Below are 18,619 nucleotides of genomic sequence, written 5' to 3'. Positions count from 1 at the left end.
AACAAGCCTCAGAAAGGAACGTTGTATCGGTTCTTGGTAACAGTTTTATTTTAGTGAGCAGGAAAGACTTGCTTACGCTGTACTTTTTATAAATAACAGGATCGAAGTTTCAACGTGCCTAGGGGTTCCAACGCGTCCGGCGATATGACTATACATCTACCGGCGCGCGCATTAGTTCCGTTAGTAAAGGATTTCACGCGTACGCGTTATTTTTACGCGATAGGTGTGGTGTGTCTTCTTTTGCTCACACAGCAGACGGGAGTTATTTCCTTTTCAACGGGAATGTTACATCAACACGCTCCCTCACAAGGTAATTTTCTTTTTCAGTCCTCCAATACATTTACTGCTTTAGCAGATACCGACCTTGTTGGTGCGGATACGGTGAAAACCGACAGTCTGAAAAAAGATACGCCGGTCGAAGCGCTTCCTCTTGAAATTCCTGATACAACAGAAGATGAGTCTGTTGCACCGGAAGATTCTGTTGAAGAAGAACCGGAGGTTGAACCGGAAACTGAAGCGGGAGAACCCGATTCACTTGTACAAGAAGATAGTTTAAAAATCCCCAAAAGTCTTCTTCATGATTCACTGCGTGTTGCCAGCGATTCAACAAGTTCCGATTCCACGAAGAATGATTCAACGTATGTTGTCTTTTTAGATTCGACGTGGAGGATGCAACAACACACGCATCATCGCCGCGATGATGTTGCGGTCAATCTGTTTGCGCGATATAATTCTTCGTTGTACTTAGATGTTGTTTCTCCTGCATACGTGCGCGAGATTTCGATGGATACGCTTGGCAGATTTGTCACGATACGCGAGCAGGTGAACGGCGTGGATGTGAAAGTACCTATCACGCTGACAACGGAAGAATACATCAGGCAACGGCTTGAATTCGAGAAACTGAATAACTGGCGCACGATGACGTACGAGTACAACCTTAACAAGGGAGACGATGGGCTTGGCGGCTTATTCAGTTCGTTCACAAATATTGAAATTCCCGTTCCGCAAAACCCGATTTTCAGCATTTTCGGAAAAAATAAAATCAGTTTGCGCATTACGGGGGCGATTGATATCCGCGCCGGCTTCCGGAATGTTACTTCCGACCTGCAAACATTGGCATCAACAGACCAATCGCGCAACGAGCCCGATTTCAAACAGGATGTTTCTATTAACGTCGATGGTTCGGTCGGAGACAAGTTGAAAATCAATGCCGATTGGAACACGCAACGAACGTTTGAATTTGAAAACTCCTTGAAAATTCGGTATCAGGGATACGACGATGACATTATCAAAACAATTGAGGCGGGAAACGTTTCCCTTTCTGTTCCGTCGTTTGTTGGAAGCAGTCAGGCATTGTTCGGAATTAAATCAGAAATGCAATTCGGTCCGCTCAAGTTGACTGCGTTAGTTTCTCAGAAGAAGGGTTCGGCGAAAGAGGTTTCGGTGTCGGGTGGTTCAAAAGCGGTTGGGAAAGATATTTCTCCGTTGCGTTACTCACTGTCTCACTTCTTTGTTGATACTGTGTATCGGAAAATTTTTGAAGAGTTTCATCGGGTCTATCCTCCGCAAATTACAAGCGAGATGCAGCAGTTGGAAATCAGTGAAATTGAAGTTTGGAAGGCGCCGACTAATGCTCAGGTACAAGGAAGGAAACAGGCACGCGCGTACATTAATCTGCCTCCCAAGATTGACCGTAATGAAACGTATGACGAAGACATTCTTTCAACATTAGACTCTACGGTAGGTTCGTACTACTCAGGATTTTTTGTTCGTCTCGAACCAAACAAAGATTATAAAATTCATCCTGTCGAAGGTTTCATCTCGCTTAACTCCGCTCCGAACGACAATGAAATCATTGCGGTGTCGTACAGTACGATTGGAGGACAATCCAGGTACTTTGGAGAGTTTGCCGGGAACGATACAAACTCAACGCGCCCAATCGTACTCAAACTGATTAAGCCGGAAAACTTAACGGAATCTTATTATCCTGCATGGAAACTTCAACTTCGAAATATTTATTCGCTCGATGCGAGAGATATTAAAGAAGGGGGACTTGACCTGAAGGTGTATTACAAGCCCATAGTCGGGAACGATATAGAAGACCCGAAAGGCGTGAATTTGTTGACACTGCTTCAACTCGACAGGTATCGCGTGGGCGGTGAAGGTCCTGATAATTTATTCGATTTCCTACCGAACTTTACCATTGATAAAGAACGGGGAGAACTGATTTTCCCCAACCTGGAGCCGTTCGATTCTGCCCTTGCCGAACAATTCGAAGCAAACGGTGTTAAAGATTATGACAGTTTAATTCTTCGTGGCATCTATAACAGAAAATTAACCGAACAGGAAAGAAACTCACTCCAGAGTAATATCTATACAATTCGTGTCAATGTTACAGGTGCCGTCAGCGCGCGGATTCCGCTTGGCTCGTTCAATGTTGTCGAAGGAAGCGTTCAGGTGTTGCTGAATGGTTCACCTCTTACCGCCGGTGTTGATTATGATGTGAATTATATTATCGGTGAAGTAAATGTCAGGAAAGAAGAAGCGCTTGTGCCGGGAGCGAATCTTCAGGTGAAGTTTGAACAGAATGATATGTTCCAGATTGCATCGAAGACGTTGATGGGAGCGCGCGGCGAACTCGATTTGGGACGAGATTCAAAATTCGGTTTCACCATTATGAACCTGAATCAGGAAACACTCAGCGATAAAGTCCGTCTTGGCGAAGAGCCGACGAACAATACCATCATGGGAATTGACGGGGGAACGTCGTTCAATCTTCCGTTCCTCACTTCTGCTCTTGATGCAATTCCCGGGCTCCGCGCGCGTGAGATGTCATCAATAAAAATTTCCGGTGAAGCCGCGTACATTCTCCCCGACCCGAACACAAAACGAAGTTCTATTCAAAGCGATAACGGCGCGAGCATTGCCTACATTGATGACTTTGAAGGTTCCCGAAGAACTGTTCCGCTCAATGTCAACTACACGGCGTGGAAACCTGCAAGTCCGCCGGTGTATACGTTGGTTGGTCCTGAAACTATGACACCGCTTTCGAAAATGTATTCAAAAGCGAAAATGTCGTGGTTCAATAATACACAACGATATGAGCCGGTATCTACACAGGAAATCTGGCCATTTAAAAGTGTTCGCCGCGGGCAGGAACTCGTCCCGATTTTGATTCTCGATTACAACCCGCTCGAACGCGGGATGTTTAATTACTCTTTGAATATTGACTCGACGTTGAAGATGTATCCGGAGAGAAACTGGAACGGTGTTCAGCGATACATCAACTCGACAGCCGGAGATTTAACACAACAGAACATTGCGTACTTGGAAATGTGGTTCCGCGCGACGAGCGAGGATTCGCTTGATTTGCGTAAAGGACGATTGTATGTTGATATCGGAAAGGTGAGCGAAGATGTCGTTCCGAACGGTAAGTTGAATTCGGAAGACGCTGTCATCACCGAACAAAATCTCGCAGGTTTACCGAATGGCGTTCTTAATCCCGGAGAAGATATTGGATTGGATACGCTATCTGATGTTCAGGAACGTGCACGGTATTCAGAATTTATTACGCGTAACCCCCAGTATGCCGACGACCCGAGCGGCGATAATTTCGACTATACAACCGAAAGCAATAGTTTTGAACGCATCAACGGAACAGAGAGAAATGGTGAACGAAACTCGGTTGATGGTCGCTATCCCGACACAGAAGACCTGAACGGGAATGGTACGGCAGACGTTACCGATACATATATTGAATATGAAATTCCGCTTGCAGAATCGCTTGAGGATGGTTCGAAAAACATTGCTATCGTTGGCGGCGGAACGAACAAATGGTTTCAGGTTCGCATTCCCTTGCAGGATAGTACAAGGATAGTTGGCGGGCAATCGGTAGTAAGCATTTTACAAAATGTTCAATACATCCGTCTCTGGCTTTCGGGATATAAAGCCCCGGTCCGTTTACGAATCGCGGAAATCAGTTTTGTCGGAAATCAATGGCTCGAAACCATGCGTGATGATTCTGTAATGAAAGTTTCGGTCGTGAACATCGAAGACAATAGCGGCGCGCCTGATTTCTACACGATTCCCCCAGGCGTTATCCGTGAGCGGGACCGCACACAGCCGGACCAGGAAATTTTCGGGAACGAACAATCGCTTGCCATGCTTATCAACGGGTTGCGCGCAGGCGAGACCCGGCAGGTAGCGAAATATTTTTCTCAACGCCCGATTGATATGTTCAACTACCGTTCGTTGAAAGTCTTTGTGCATGGTGACCAGTCGTTTGGTGAAGATGCGGAAATCTTTTTACGGTTTGGAGCCGACACCTTAAACTATTATGAATACCGCCAGCCACTCACATCGGAGTGGGGTGAGATGAATGTCGTCTTTTCCGAATTGACTTCGGTGAAAGCCGCGCGGGATTCCGGTGCGAACGCGTCACAGATTCCCGCTCCCAGCGGACCACCGGGTTCGTTCTATGCGATTCGCGGAAACCCCGCACTCACGAAAGTGCAATATCTTGGCATTGGCGTCCGGAATATTTCGGGAAGATATCCGCATAAAACACGCTACACAAATCCGCCGCGCGAGTTGTTCGGTAAGGTGTGGGTGAACGAAATGCGTGTAACCGAGGTGGACAACAGCGCAGGCGGCGCGTACAGGTTCGACACGCAAATAAAATTAGCCGACTTCGGAAATGTTTCTGTGAATTATTCGTACACCGACCCGAACTACCACGGAGTTGACCGTGCGTTCGGCGACCGCGTGACAAGGAAGAATTGGGCGGTCAATACAAATTTTGCACTTGACCATTTCCTGCCGCAGGATTGGAAAACATCACTGCCGATTGCCTACAGCCATCAGGAAAATATCGCATTGCCGAAATATCTCCCGAACACCGACGTCGTTGTTGATGAAGCGGCACGGAGAGCGGGGGAGAGAACTTCGGCAGATGCAACTCCCGAAGAAAAACTCGCCGCATCCGAGCGTATCATCACCGAATCGCAAACGTTGAGTGTGCGTGACAACTTCTCTGTTTCAGGCTTCAAATTCGGACTGCCGTTCGAGGCGTGGTATATCCGCGATATTATTAATAGCATCACGCTCCGGTTCAACTATGCTTCATCAAGTCAGCGCGACCCATCCATTGTTTCGGCTACTTCATGGCAATGGAATTTCGGAATGAACTATGATGTGACGCTGAACCACAGTCTCTTCCTGCAACCGTTCTCTTCGTTGTTTAATGGAATTTATTTGCTGGAAGATTATAAAGACTGGAAGATTTATCTCTTCCCGATTATGGGCTTCAGATCCAGTTTGGATGGCGGACGTTCATTGAACTCATCGTTAAGCAGAACGCAAAACTCGGCAGTGCGCGAAACGCGAACGTTCAATGCCTCGAAACAATTATCGTTCGGTTGGAAAATTACAGAAGGTGGTTTGCTTGGTATTGGCGGCGATTATGTTATCAACATCAAAAGAGATTTGTTGTATCTTGATACAACCGGAACACAGAGTTTTTCACAAGTCCTTCATGCACTTTTCTTCGGCGGGCGCGATGGTTCATACGGGCAGAACATCACGTTCAACCTGAAACCGAAAATCCCGAATATCTTCAACATCACAAAATATCTTGACCAGATTAATGTCGGGTACCGGGTTAACTATGCATGGCAGAACGCGTTTCAGCGCGGCGACCTCGGCAAAAGCGCGGCGTGGGAAAACTCCATCAGTGCGGGGTTCAACTTCCGTCTGAAATCGCTTGCCGACGGTTGGTTTAAGGATGATGATGCACCGGCACAATCAAAACAACAACAACCACCGCGCATTCAGCAGCGGGAAATGCGGGTTGACCCGAATGATTCTACCAAGAGAATTCCGGCAGATTCAGCCGCGGTGGAAGATACAAGTGCCTCTATTAACCCGTTGGAGAAGTTGAAGTATTTTGCAAAGATTTTAATCAAGTATCCACTGCTTGATTATGAAAATATCAACATTTCATTCGGGCAATCGAATCGCTCTGCCAACAACGGAGTAATCGGAAGTACGGGGTTTAAAAATTTCTGGGGAACGCTCCCGTTCCAGATGCCGGATGCAGACACAAACGGCGGCGGACCTTCGCGGCTGTATCAGTTAGGACTTGTCTCCGACCCAAGCAGTACATTACGATGGACAGGCAGTTTCCCGTTCTTCGAACCGATTGCGTATCGCGGACCGGATGGCTGGGTTTCAAACTCGCTTGGTTTACGAGCAAAAAATGGTAGACTGACGAACGACTTCAGCCAGAAAAATGATATCGCTCTGAAAACCAATCGTCCGTTGTGGGAAGGCGCTTCTTTGGAAATCAATTGGAAAGTCGGATGGCAATACCGGCGTACAACGAACCTGTCAACAGATTCTATCCTCGGGCTTCCGATAGAAGGTTCTACGAAAACTGGCGGTACTGTTGAGCGTTCGTATATGTCGCTTCCCCCGATTTTGCTGTTTAAAGTTTTCAAGAGTAATCTGGAAGATGTGGGAAAGAAGTATGAAGCAAATATAAAATCCCCTGAATATACGAACAAGCCGGGCGCGGCGGCAGCAGATGCATTCGAGAAGGGAATGGAAGCGCTTCCGTTCCTCAATAAATTCCTCGGACAATTTGTACCGCGCGCAAACTGGTCTCTGCGTTGGAGTGGCGTAGAAAAAATTACGGGTATCAGCGATTGGGTGCAATCTATGTCGCTCGACCATAGTTACCGCTCTTCGTTCCGACGTGATTTCCACATCGCCGATGATGGAAGCGAACAAACGGATGTGGAGCGCATCAGTTATGATTTTGCCCCGCTTATCGGACTTCAAACAACATTCAAAGAAGTATGGAAAGGAAATCTGGGCGGAAACTTCCAGTATAAAACCAGCACGGCGTACGACTTGAGTCTGACAAACCAGAAAATCACGGAGGATGTTACATCGGAAATGTCGTTATCGCTCAACTATTCGCGTCGCGGTTTTGAGTTCCCGTTGTTCGGATTGAATTTGAAAAACGATTTGGAGTTTTCGTTCACCTATTCGCGTGCGTTAAAAACACGGCGCCAACACGACCCGGCATTCCTGCAAACCAATCAGGAAGGAACACCGTTGGATGGAAACATCCGCACGACCATGGAGCCGCGCATTCGTTATACACTGAGCGCACGCGTTACCGCATCGTTGTTCTATCGTTATTCCCGCACCGCGCCGGATGAGGGTGGTTCAACCATCCCCGGCACAACAACGAACGAAGCGGGTGTGGATATTCATATTTCCATCCAATAATTTCCGAAAGTTGAATTCTGATTTCTGCCCGAAAAAAATCAGAAATCAACAACGCTATGGTTCTCCTTCGCGAAATTTCAATTTTGGGTCTGTTCTGTCACGGACCACGCCTTGATTGAGTAAAGAGAAGATTAGTCTTGCGATTATATTATCTCTCTTCATTTTCAATAATTGAGTTCATCCCACACAACAACTATTAAGAACACTATGGAAAGCCTGACACCAAACATCTTCGTCAAGGATATCAACGAGACAATTGAGTTTTACAAATTGCTCGGCTTCACATTGACCATGACCGTACCGGAAGAGGGAGACTTCGTTTGGGCGATGATGAACAACGGAAACGTTACTATCATGTTTCAAACATTCGGGAGCCTCGGAGAGGAGTTGCCGAATATCAGCAGGCAGGATGGCGGTTCGTTGCTTTTGTATATCAAGGTGAGTAACGTTCGTGAATTGTTTCAAAAGGTTCAAAGCAATGTGACCATTCTGAAAGGATTGGAAAAAACTTTTTACGGCGCCACCGAGTTCTCAATCCTTGACATCAATAACTATATCTTGACGTTTGCGCAAGATGAGTGAACAACGGCAACTGAGTTACTACTCAATCCGAATATTTTTTCTTATTACAACCCTCCTTTCATTTATCGGGTGTAGGAACGTAATGCATTATGCCCTTCAAGGCTCAACTCCAGTTTTTTTAATGCTGAGTGTTTGACTCATCAATCCTTAGGTAACCCTAAGAATTGGGAAAAAACGAGACAGTTCTTCAACCAACTTGTTTGAATATGTTGGATTCCTTATTATTCACATCAACTTTTTCTTGTTCCCCTCGCTCCATAATTTTTCCGGTGAAGGGGGAACGTACACATTTATTATTATCATTATATGAGACAGTTAATCACAACCTTCTTGTTCTTCATCCTATGTTCTGTGGGTTTTTCCCAGGTACCGGTTTCCGAAACAGGGAAATTCTATGATTACAACGGAACGAAAATTTACTACGAAGATATTGGTCAGGGTGAACCGCTCTTACTTCTTCACAACTTCAACGGTACAGCAGATTCATGGAAGCCCTACTTTGAAAGTTACTCCAAGCATTTTCGTGTAATTGCTGTTGATATGATTGGTCATGGTCGCTCCGACATCTACAAAAAGGATGATGTGGAGTTTAAACATGGTGAGTATGCTAACATCGTTCTTGCTCTTATGGATTATCTACACATAGATACCGCCAATGCAATTGGCGCAAGCGCCGGCGGGATGACTCTTCTCTACGCGAATTATATGAAGCCGAATAAATTTAAAAACGTTATCACAGTTGGAGCGCAAATATATATTGACAAGAGAGTGCGAGAATGGATAATTGCAGATGGTTCTGACAGCGCTAAGCCTGCTTATCTCGAGCGTGCCTCGAAGAATCATGGATATGAAAAAGCGCTGTTGCAAGCAAGGCAGTTTTGGCAATTCAGAAGAGCATACGGAGACCCTGCATTTACGCCCGATATGTTAAACTTAATAACTGCAAATTGGTTAATCGTGCATGGTGACAACGACTTTATTCCGTTAGACCAGGCATTAGAAATGAAACAACATATTCCCAATAGCAGGCTTTGGATTTTCCCAAATGGCGGACACCTGCCACATTTACGTCAAGCAAATATTACAGACTTCACACAACGCTCAACAGAGTTCTTGCTCGGAAAATGGAATAAAAAATGAGTGGGGAATTTCTCCGCCCGCTTCGCTGTTGAAGAAACGAATTCACTTTGTTTCTCACTTATCAAATCTGTATTTTCACATCGCATGAACATCTCAAAAGGCAACATTCTCTGGGTTGATGATGAAATTGACCTGCTTCGCTCACATATTTTTTTCCTCAAAGAAAAGGGCTACGTCGTCGAAACCGCAACGAACGGTGAAGACGCGATTGACCTCGTCCGCTCGAAACGGTTTGACCTCGTCTTCCTCGATGAAATGATGGCGGGGATGGGGGGATTGCAAACGCTTTCCCTCATCAAAGATGTTCGTCCTGAGTTGCCCGTTGTCATGGTGACAAAGAACGAAACTGAGGGATTGATGGAAGATGCCATCGGCACAAAAATCAGTGACTACCTGACGAAGCCGGTGAACCCAAGTCAGATTCTCCTGACATGCAAAAAATTTCTTGAAGGAAAGAAAATCGCCGAGCAATATGTATCGCGCGATTACATCAAAGAGTTGCAGGATATTTCCATCGCGCTCCAATCGCCGCTCGATGCGGATGAGTGGATTCGGTTGTACGAAAAGATTTCCGATTGGAGTATCGAGTTGGACGCGCATCCCGAATCGGGCTTGCAACAAACGCTCGCCGACCAGGTGCGTGAGTGCAACGTGGAGTTTTCAAAATTCATCGAACGGAATTACCGGAACTGGCTTGAACAGAAAGAACGTCCCGCTCTTTCACTCGATGTCGTTGACCGGTTCGTTATCCCGGAACTGCAGGAAAACAAATCGGTCTTTCTCTTCGTCATTGATTGTATGCGGCTCGACCAATGGCTGATGTTTGAAGAAGTTCTGCGCGAGTATTTCACTATCTCGAAAGATTTTTATTATTCGATTCTCCCGACGGCGACGCCGTACTCCCGCAACGCAATTTTCTCCGGCGCGTTCCCCGATGAAATCGAAGTCCGCTTTCCGGAAATCTGGGAGAAGTGGGAAGACGACGATAACAGCCACAACAAGCACGAGCCGGACTTCCTCAACAATTTATTACAGCGGCGGAAAATCAATCTCAAACCCGAATCGAAGTATGTGAAGATACTCGACCCGGATTACGGGCGCGGCATCGAACAGAATATTCTTTCATTTATGAACAACAAACTCACCGCAATCGTTGTGAACTTTGTTGACATGCTCGCGCACGGTCGCTCCGATTCACAACTGCTGAAAGAAATTGCGCCGAACGAATCGGCGTATCGCTCGCTGACGAAATCGTGGTTTATGCACTCGTCGTTACTCGGAATGTTGCGCACGCTTTCGCGTCAGAAGAACGCGACGATTGTCATCACGACCGACCACGGAAGCATCCGCAGTTTGCGCAACACAAAAGTCGTTGCCGACCGGGACGCGTCAACCAACCTGCGTTACAAGTTCGGGCGCAATCTTAAATGCGACGAGCGACATGCTATTTTTGTGAAGAATCCGAAAGATTTCCGCCTCCCGCGCCGCGGGCTCACCATCAATTACTTGATTGCGAAGGAAGATTTCTATTTCGTCTATCCGACGGATTTCCACAAGTACGTCACGCAGTACCGTGACAGTTTTCAGCACGGCGGGATTTCGATGGAGGAGATGATTTTACCTGCCATCAAATTGCTTCCAAAATTATAGTTTGGTGGACTTGACAACGTGCATCGTTTCGACTACGAAATGCAAAAGGCAAAATTCAAAATGAAAAAAATTTTTCATTTCTGATTTCGGATTTTTTGAAGTTGCTTCGTACACATAACGAACTCGACACCATCAACGCGGGAACGTCTTTTGCGCGTGAATTACAACCGGGAGACATTGTTGCCTGTTACGGCGACCTCGGTTCGGGGAAGACACGGTTCATCAAAGGGATTTGTGAAGGACTTGGCGTGCATGAGCATGTTGCAAGTCCGACGTTTACCATCATCAACATGTACAACTCCGGCAACACAAGTATCTATCATTTCGATTTGTACCGCATCAACTCGCTCGATGAACTGTACGAACTCGGTTTTGAAGAATACACGAACAGCGACGGCATCTGCCTGATTGAATGGGCGGAAAAAGCGAACGGACTTCTCCCGCAAAACCGCTACGATGTTCACTTCCAACTTGGTGAAACAGAGAACGAGCGGGAGATTTCCATTAACCAAATCACCGACGGAAGAAAATGATTCTCGCCATCGAAACCGCAACCAACGTCTGTGCCGCCGCGCTCGTCTCGAACGGAGAAATCATACAAGAACGTTCCGTGAACGAACCGCATGTCCACTCGGAGAAACTTCTTTCTTTGATTGACAGCCTACTCACCGCCCAACAATCCGAAATCCGAAATCTGAAATCCGAAATCACGATTCAGGATTCAGGATTCAAGATTCAAGATTCGCCTGCTTTTAAGCTCGATGCTGTGGCGGTTTCCATCGGTCCCGGTTCTTTCACCGGACTGCGCATCGGTTTAAGCGTTGCAAAAGGATTGTGCTACGCATGGGACAAACCGCTCGTTCCCGTCCCGACTCTTCAAGCATTGGCATGGAATGTTTTGCTTGATAATGTCATCCAAGAAAATGATTTCGTGTTACCAATGCTTGATGCGCGGCGAACTGAAGCCTACACCGCACTCTATCAACGAAACGGAAACGACCTTGTCGAGGTTTATCCCGTACAGGCGCTTTCAGTGGAAAAGATTGTAGAGTTGCTTCCGAACGAGCAAAAAGTATTTGTTTTGGGCGATGCGTCAATAAAATTCAAAGCGCATCTTGAACATTTGGAGTCAAACGTTGAGCGTTGTATCTTTCTGCCGGCTGAACTGCAGCAATGCCGTTCAGCAACTGTCGGACTTGTGGGCGAAAAATTATTGGCGAACGGAATCGTTGTCGACCTCGCCTCGCTCGAACCGATGTACGTGAAGGAATTCTTCACGACCGCGCCGGTGATGCCACACCATCACGGTGCGTAAGCACTCAAACAATCTTAGCACAAGAACATGGCTTGGTTTAGACGCTCAAAAAAAAGTATTGAAACACCCGAATACCCGCGCAAGGAAGTCCCCGATGGATTGTGGACGAAGTGCGACGGATGCGGAGAAATTATTCACCGCAAGCAACTCGAACAGCAATCTTTTGTCTGTTTGAAATGCAACTACCATTTCCGTATCGGAAGCAAAGAGTACATCGGCGTTCTGCTCGATGAAGGTTCGTTCAAAGAGATGGACAAGAAAATGCGCTCCACTGACCCGCTCGATTTTACCGACACAAAAAAATATAAAGACCGCATCAAGGATGCAATCCGCAAGACGGAACTAAACGACGCCGTGCGCACCGGAACCGGTACGATGAACGGCATTGAACTTGTCGTCGCGATTATGGATTTCAGTTTTATCGGCGGAAGCATGGGCTCGGTCGTGGGCGAAAAAATTGCCCGCGCAACTGACCGCGCATTGAAGGAGAAGAAACCACTTATCATCGTTTCATCGAGCGGCGGCGCGCGCATGATGGAGGCAGCTCTCTCGCTGATGCAACTTGCAAAGACGAGCGCGAAACTTGCGCAACTTCATGAAGCGGGCATTCCCTACATTTCCATGATGACCGACCCGACCACTGGGGGAACAACGGCAAGTTACGCGATGCTCGGCGATATCAACGTCGCAGAGCCGGGCGCACTAATTGGCTTCGCCGGTCCCCGCGTCATCAAACAAGCAACGGGAAAAGATTTGCCCGAAGGATTTCAACGCTCCGAATTCCAACTCGAACACGGCTTCGTTGATTTGGTTGTTCACCGGAAAGAGATGAAAGAGACGCTGACGAAGTTGCTGAAGATGATGTATGATAAGTGATGATTTCGGTCTACGACCCGTGGGGATTTCGGATGCCAAGGGCATGCCTTCGGCATTGCGGATTTGTTTTGATCGATTGAAAATCGACTTGTTTATGTTTGATGAAGTTTCTACCTTTATTGTAGCAACAATTAATGAACGCCTTTATGCCTGATACAATTATTAAACGAAAGCGAACAAGACCCCAAAACGGTAAGCCACCTGTCATAGAGCAGAAAAACGAATATTCTGTTGAAGATTTTTTGGAAGGGCGGGTTCCCCGATTCGAGGGAGAACTTGACGTTTTTCATCTGAAGGTTCCGAAGAAATTTAATTTACGCGAAGTTGCTTACGATCTAGACTAATGTTGATGGATGTTATTGCAGTTGATACAGGCATTCTTGTACATGCGGCGATAGATACACTACCTCACCATAAATTTGCAGTCCGGCTTGTAGAGCGGGCAATAAATTTAGAGTTCATCGGCTGCATAACCGGACAGGTACTTCTTGAAAGCTATGCAGTCCTTACAAAATTTGGGGCGAATCCAAAACGGGCTGTTGCTCTTGTCCAAAAATATCGAAAAATCTTTGCCGTGATTCACCCGACTTCAAGAACGACCGACTTGTGCCTTGCCCGCGCCGAACGTCTTCACAATGTTACTCGCTCACAGATTTATGACCTTTTTTTAGCCTCAACAATTCTTGATAATAACATTGATGTACTGTTAACATTCAATGTGCGGCACTTTAAACGATTCAAGTTTCCTATCACCATCCTCGATGCAAAGAAGTTTTAACTTACTCTTTTGTACATTCCACTTGAAATAATTTTTTAACTTTTTCCTTTTGACTTTTGAATTGACAAAATCTATTCACATCATCGGCGTCCCGATGGATTTGGGACAAGGCAGACGCGGCGTGGACATGGGTCCCTCGGCGATTCGTTACGCGGGACTTGACCAACGCCTGAACGAACTCGGCTACTTCGTTACCGACGAAGGCGACCTCAACATCAAAACGCAGGAAGAACAACGCGTCAGAGATGAACGCGCAAAGTATCTTCCCGAAATCAGCCGCGTGATGAAATTACTTGCGCAGAAAGTCGAACGCTCGATGAACAAGCAACGCTTTCCGCTGGTGCTTGGCGGCGACCATTCCATTGCCATCGGAACCATCAGCGGCGTTGCGGCGCACGCACACAAGCAAAAGAAAAAGATCGGTGTGCTGTGGATTGACGCTCATGGTGATTTCAACACGCCGGAAACTTCTCCTTCGGGAAACATTCACGGAATGCCGCTTGCCGTTTGTTGCGGTCTCGGACCGAAGGAATTGACAGGTGTCTGTGGCGCGTTCAGAAAAGTTCAGCCGCAAAACGTCGCCATCATCGGCTTGCGAAGCATTGACCGGAAAGAAAGTGATTCGCTTCTAAAACAGGGACTCAATCTCTTCACAATGGGAGACATTGACAAACACGGAATTCATCGTGTCATGAAAAAAGCGTTTCAAAAAATCGGAGACGTGGATTTTCTTCACGTCAGTTTCGACCTTGACAGTGTTGACCCTGTGTACGCACCGGGAGTCGGAACACCGGTGAAAGGCGGGCTTGATTATCGCGAAGCGCATCTTATCATGGAGATGATTGCCGACTCCGGCAGAATGACTTCGTTGGAGATGGTCGAGGTCAACCCGATATTGGATAACCGTAACCAATCCGCCGAGTTTGCCGTAGAGTTGGTGCAGTCGGCATTCGGAAAAAGTATTCTCTGAGCCGATTACCCGCCACCGTCGGCGGGCTTACGAATTCGGTTCATTCTCTAAATTCTTCGTATCTTTGTACCCGATTGTGCCTTCGAATCGCTCATTGTCATTGCGAGGATTCCGCTCGAAGATCGGATGACGAAGCAATCTCTCGCGTATAATTTCTTTCTGGCGCGGGATTGCTTCACCCTGCTAAAGCAGGATTCGCAATGACTCACAACGACGAAGGAACAAACTCACAAACTTTATAGTTGATATTCAGAACACTACCATCAGAGAAGAATGAATCTTGTAGAAATGTACATCAAAGGGGGCATCGTGATGCACCCGATTCTGTTGCTTTCGATTATCGGTCTCTATATTATTATTGAACGATGGTTGACGATTCGCTCGGCGAAACCCTCCTCAGCACAATTCCATATTAAACTGCGCGTATTCCTCGAAGGAAAAAGCATACAGAAGGCACGTGATTTTTGCATCAAGGAGAATACACCTGCAAGCAGAATCGTTGCGGCGGGGTTGGAAAAAATCAGCCACGGACCAAGCCGTGTTCGTCAGGCGATGGAAGACCAAGGGCGCGAGGAAATCACCACACTCGAACGTCATCTCGGAATTCTTGCATCCATCGGTGGTATCGCGCCGATGCTTGGTTTTCTCGGAACGGTCACCGGATTGATTTCCGCGTTTCAGGCGGTTGCCGCAGTGAGCGGACAACCTTCGCCTGTTGACCTCGCAGACGGAATTTGGGAAGCACTCATTACGACTGTGTTCGGTCTTGTTGTCGGAATTCCGGCGGCGTGGGTCTATAATCTTTTTCTTTCTTCCATTCACGGAATTTCTGCATCGCTCGAACGCGTCGGGCGGGACGCTCTCGATACACTCGAAGAATGTATCTTCGTCAACGGAAATCAACCATTCACTGTCGAACAATCAACGAAAGAACAGGAATGAACTTCACCTCGACAAGCCAACATAAATATCTCGACACGTTCAACTTCTCTTCGTTGACCGACGTCGTGATGCAACTACTGATTTTCTTCTTGCTGACCTTCTCGTTCGCGAACACACGCGGCATGAACGTAACGCTTCCGAAAGCGCAGGCAGGTCAGCCACCGATTCAGAAAACGATTAGCGTTTCCATCGCGCAGGATAAAAAGATATTTCTCAACGGCGACCACGTAACAAAAAATCAATTAGTCAATCGTCTTGCTGAACTTATCAGAAAAGACTCGCAACAACAAATTGTTGTGCGCGCCGATAAAGGACTTCAACTTCAGGATGTGATTGATGTTCTCGATATCGCGAAATCCACCGGCGCGACAAAACTTTTCATCGCAACAGAAGAAGCAACTGAAAACAGGTGAGTGTTTCATCTCCATATTTTGTGGAAGACCGCCGCAGGAAAATTATCGCGGCGTTTTGCAGTGTTGCCTTTCATGCGCTTTTGTTTATCGCGATGTTGTTCATTTCCTCATGGACTCCGCCGAAAGAAAACTTAGTCGAACTTGATTGGGGCGGCATAGGCGGCGGCTCAGGAAATAATCCGATGTTTGCGCCGGAGAATGAACCCGAAGCGGCGAAGGCAAAAACCGAAACCGAGAAGGCAAAGACCGAACTTCCGAAGATGACGAGCGCATCCGATGTGAGTTTGCCTGTCCCGAAAAAGAAAATTGAGAAGGAAAAACGTGTAACTACTGACAACGTTCTTACGTCAAAAAGTAAGTCGCGGAAACGTTCCGGTTCGGGGACGGGAACGGGCGGTGGCATTGGGAAATCTACAGGATATTCAATAGATTGGGGCGGCGTAAACTCACGGAAGTTGTTAAGCGGGCGCGTCCCGGAATATCCCGAGGGAACAGACAAAGAATTGCCCGTGTTCTTACAGTTTTCCGTGTTGCCTGATGGCTCGGTCACCAACGTCATCCCCGTTCGGAAGAGCGATGAGTTGTTGGAACGCGAAGCCATCAGCGCGTTGCAAACATGGCGTTTTGACCCGTTGCCGGCACAGTTTGAGCAAAAAGCTCAGACCGGCAAAGTAACTTTTGTATTTAAACTTGAACGATAATGATGAAAGGAAATTTCTTTACTATGTATAATATCTTGTCGAAGTATATGCTTGTTGTGGCGTTGACACTTTTGTTGTGCGTTTCATTGAACGCACAGGACCAACGCCTGATGCCTGAGTGGTGGTTCGGAGCGGGCTTGGGCGTGAACTTCAACATGCACAGCACCGACATTTTGAAACTCAATAACAACACGGCGTTGCAGTTCTCGAAGCCGTTTGAAAGCGCATCCGGAGTCGGACTGTGGATTGCGCCTCTGCTTGAATATCGTCCCGACCCGGTGTGGGGCGGAATGGTTACGCTCGGTTTTGATGGACGAGGCGGCTCGTTCGATGACATGACCGACACCTCGCTCATCACACACAAACTTTCCACTTCGATGAATTATCTCTCGCTCGAACCGAGTTTGAGAATTTCCCCGTTTGAATATCCATTATATTTCTTCCTCGGACCGCGTCTCGGATTTAATGTTGCAAAAACATTCGAGCATGAAGCACAAGGAACGACGACATCAGGAGAGTGGAACAGCATTCGCGGAACGGTCATCAGCGCGCAAATCGGCGCGGGCTACGATATTCCTCTCGGCTCACGCGATTCCGATTGGTTGACGGATGTTTCGCCGTTCGCTTCATTCCATTTCGGACAGGGACCACGCTCGGAAGAAAGTTGGACGCTGACAAGTTTTCGCGTCGGCGCCGCGTTGAAATTCGGAAGCACAACAGTTATCAAACAAAAAGTCGAACGTGAAGTGCAGTTCTCCGTTCGCTCGCCGCAGTTGATTCCGACTGAGCGAAAAGTGAAAGAGACACTTCCGTTACGCAACTATGTCTTCTTTGATGCAAATGCAACGCAGGTTCCGTCACGATACATCTCGCTCTCAAAAGATGAAGCAAAGAAATTCAGTGAAGAAAGTTTAGTTGAACCGCAACCAAAAGATTTAACCGGACGCTCACGCCGTCAGTTGACCGTCTATTATAATGTGTTGAATATTCTCGGCGACAGGATGAGAAGAAATCCTTCGACGACCGTGAAACTCTCCGGCGCATCATCGCAGGGAGCGAACAACGGCAAAGCGATGGCAGAAGCAATCAAACAATATCTTGTCGGTGTGTTTGAAATTGACGGAAACAGAATTTTAACAGCCGGAACAACAAAGCCGGAAAATCCGTCGTCACAGCCGGGTGGTTCACGCGAACTCGAATTTGTTCAGGCAGAAGACCGCCGTGTTGATATTTCAAGCGCTTCAGTTGAACTGCTGATGCCGGTACAAATCGTTTCTTTACAAGAAGACCCGTTCGACAGCGATGTTATTTTAAGTCTTGATGATGCCGACGGCGCGCTTGCTTCGTGGTCGCTTGATGTTACAGACACGAAGGGCGAGGCAAAACATTTCGGTCCGTTCACTTCTGCTCAGGAACGAATCTCCGGGAAACAAATTCTCGCAGGGCAATCTGACGGACAGTACAATGTTGTCATGGTCGGCGAAACAAAAAGCGGACAGACAATCAGAAAAGAAAAAACTATCCGTCTCGCGCTTGCAGACAAACCGGAAGATGAACTTGGCTTACGCTTCAGCACATTGTTTGAGTTTGACCAATCGAAAACAGTTGCAACATACGAACGATTCCTGACACAGACAGTTGCACCGCTCATCCCCGAAGGAGCGAGTGTCATCATTCACGGGCATACGGATTTTGTCGGGGAAGATGAACACAACTTGAAACTCTCCCGCGACCGTGCAGCGCAAACAATGGCGGTGCTTGAACGTGAACTTCAGAAAGCCGGAAAGAAACGGGTCCGTTTTGACACATATGGTTTCGGAGAAGATGCACGCCGCGCTCCGTTCGATAACAATCAGCCCGAGCAACGTTTTTACAACCGCACGGTGATTATTGATATAGTTCCGGAAGGATAACAAGGTTGATAAGGAGTTCAAGTTACACAGCAACGTTGCATGA

14 protein-coding genes are annotated in these 18,619 nt (G+C 47.1%); all 14 read left to right on the top strand.

The features are described 5' to 3' along the window. Nucleotides 1-144: 144 nt before the first annotated feature. The 14 genes from sprA (at nt 145) to HY960_14640 (ending at nt 18,576) form a co-directional block, all read left to right on the top strand. A complete protein-coding gene (sprA, locus tag HY960_14705) occupies nt 145-7,296 on the top strand; it encodes a cell surface protein SprA (protein MBI5217002.1) in 7,152 nt (2,383 codons plus the stop codon). A 207-nt stretch (nt 7,297-7,503) separates the two neighbouring features. Continuing rightward, entirely contained in the window at nt 7,504-7,878 is a 375-nt protein-coding gene (locus HY960_14700) for a glyoxalase (protein MBI5217001.1), read from the top strand. A 306-nt stretch (nt 7,879-8,184) separates the two neighbouring features. Next, a complete protein-coding gene (locus HY960_14695; GenBank protein MBI5217000.1) occupies nt 8,185-9,018 on the top strand; it encodes an alpha/beta hydrolase in 834 nt (277 codons plus the stop codon). 84 nt (nt 9,019-9,102) lie between these two features. Further along, on the top strand, nt 9,103-10,668 hold the full coding sequence (locus HY960_14690) for a response regulator (protein MBI5216999.1): 1,566 nt from the start codon (nt 9,103-9,105) through the stop codon (nt 10,666-10,668). 95 nt (nt 10,669-10,763) lie between these two features. Beyond that, nucleotides 10,764-11,201: a tRNA (adenosine(37)-N6)-threonylcarbamoyltransferase complex ATPase subunit type 1 TsaE gene (gene tsaE / locus HY960_14685; protein MBI5216998.1), complete on the top strand. Its 438-nt coding sequence runs from the start codon at nt 10,764-10,766 to the stop codon at nt 11,199-11,201. Next, the gene (gene tsaB, locus HY960_14680; GenBank protein ID MBI5216997.1) at nt 11,198-11,983 is read left to right on the top strand and encodes a tRNA (adenosine(37)-N6)-threonylcarbamoyltransferase complex dimerization subunit type 1 TsaB; all 786 of its coding nucleotides are present in this window, start codon (nt 11,198-11,200) and stop codon (nt 11,981-11,983) included. Before tsaE ends, tsaB begins: the two co-directional genes overlap by 4 nt. A gap of 27 nt (nt 11,984-12,010) precedes the next feature. Further along, nucleotides 12,011-12,859 (top strand): acetyl-CoA carboxylase carboxyltransferase subunit beta, encoded by an 849-nt coding sequence (locus tag HY960_14675; GenBank protein MBI5216996.1) that lies wholly within the window; start codon nt 12,011-12,013, stop codon nt 12,857-12,859. 146 nt (nt 12,860-13,005) lie between these two features. Further along, a complete protein-coding gene (locus HY960_14670) occupies nt 13,006-13,203 on the top strand; it encodes a hypothetical protein (GenBank protein MBI5216995.1) in 198 nt (65 codons plus the stop codon). Between the two features lie 5 nt (nt 13,204-13,208). Beyond that, complete coding sequence (locus HY960_14665) at nt 13,209-13,637, top strand: PIN domain-containing protein (GenBank protein ID MBI5216994.1); 429 nt, start codon at nt 13,209-13,211, stop codon at nt 13,635-13,637. A gap of 61 nt (nt 13,638-13,698) precedes the next feature. Beyond that, entirely contained in the window at nt 13,699-14,607 is a 909-nt protein-coding gene (rocF, locus tag HY960_14660; protein MBI5216993.1) for an arginase, read from the top strand. Between the two features lie 273 nt (nt 14,608-14,880). Then, nucleotides 14,881-15,549 (top strand): MotA/TolQ/ExbB proton channel family protein, encoded by a 669-nt coding sequence (locus tag HY960_14655; protein MBI5216992.1) that lies wholly within the window; start codon nt 14,881-14,883, stop codon nt 15,547-15,549. Continuing rightward, a complete protein-coding gene (locus HY960_14650) occupies nt 15,546-15,962 on the top strand; it encodes a biopolymer transporter ExbD (protein MBI5216991.1) in 417 nt (138 codons plus the stop codon). The genes HY960_14655 and HY960_14650 overlap by 4 nt, the downstream gene beginning before the upstream one ends. Then, nucleotides 15,959-16,663, top strand: coding sequence for a TonB family protein (locus HY960_14645; protein MBI5216990.1), 705 nt, complete (start codon nt 15,959-15,961; stop codon nt 16,661-16,663). The genes HY960_14650 and HY960_14645 overlap by 4 nt, the downstream gene beginning before the upstream one ends. Nucleotides 16,664-16,686: 23 nt before the next feature. After that, on the top strand, nt 16,687-18,576 hold the full coding sequence (locus tag HY960_14640) for an outer membrane beta-barrel protein (GenBank protein ID MBI5216989.1): 1,890 nt from the start codon (nt 16,687-16,689) through the stop codon (nt 18,574-18,576). The last annotated feature ends 43 nt before the right edge of the window (nt 18,577-18,619 follow it).

Source organism: Ignavibacteriota bacterium (genome assembly GCA_016212665.1).
Classification (GTDB): Bacteria; Bacteroidota; Ignavibacteria; order UBA10030; family SZUA-254; genus FW602-bin19.
Note: the sequence above shows the minus strand (reverse complement) of the source record. Positions and strands in the feature narration are given on the sequence as shown.

Coding starts and splice junctions, on each gene's coding strand:
- sprA (MBI5217002.1), top strand. CDS start 145: ATGACTATACATCTACCGGCGCGCGCATTAGTTCCGTTAGTAAAGGAT.
- HY960_14670 (MBI5216995.1), top strand. CDS start 13,006: ATGCCTGATACAATTATTAAACGAAAGCGAACAAGACCCCAAAACGGT.
- HY960_14640 (MBI5216989.1), top strand. CDS start 16,687: ATGTATAATATCTTGTCGAAGTATATGCTTGTTGTGGCGTTGACACTT.
- HY960_14675 (MBI5216996.1), top strand. CDS start 12,011: ATGGCTTGGTTTAGACGCTCAAAAAAAAGTATTGAAACACCCGAATAC.
- HY960_14690 (MBI5216999.1), top strand. CDS start 9,103: ATGAACATCTCAAAAGGCAACATTCTCTGGGTTGATGATGAAATTGAC.
- HY960_14695 (MBI5217000.1), top strand. CDS start 8,185: ATGAGACAGTTAATCACAACCTTCTTGTTCTTCATCCTATGTTCTGTG.
- HY960_14650 (MBI5216991.1), top strand. CDS start 15,546: ATGAACTTCACCTCGACAAGCCAACATAAATATCTCGACACGTTCAAC.
- HY960_14700 (MBI5217001.1), top strand. CDS start 7,504: ATGGAAAGCCTGACACCAAACATCTTCGTCAAGGATATCAACGAGACA.
- HY960_14665 (MBI5216994.1), top strand. CDS start 13,209: ATGGATGTTATTGCAGTTGATACAGGCATTCTTGTACATGCGGCGATA.
- tsaB (MBI5216997.1), top strand. CDS start 11,198: ATGATTCTCGCCATCGAAACCGCAACCAACGTCTGTGCCGCCGCGCTC.
- HY960_14655 (MBI5216992.1), top strand. CDS start 14,881: ATGAATCTTGTAGAAATGTACATCAAAGGGGGCATCGTGATGCACCCG.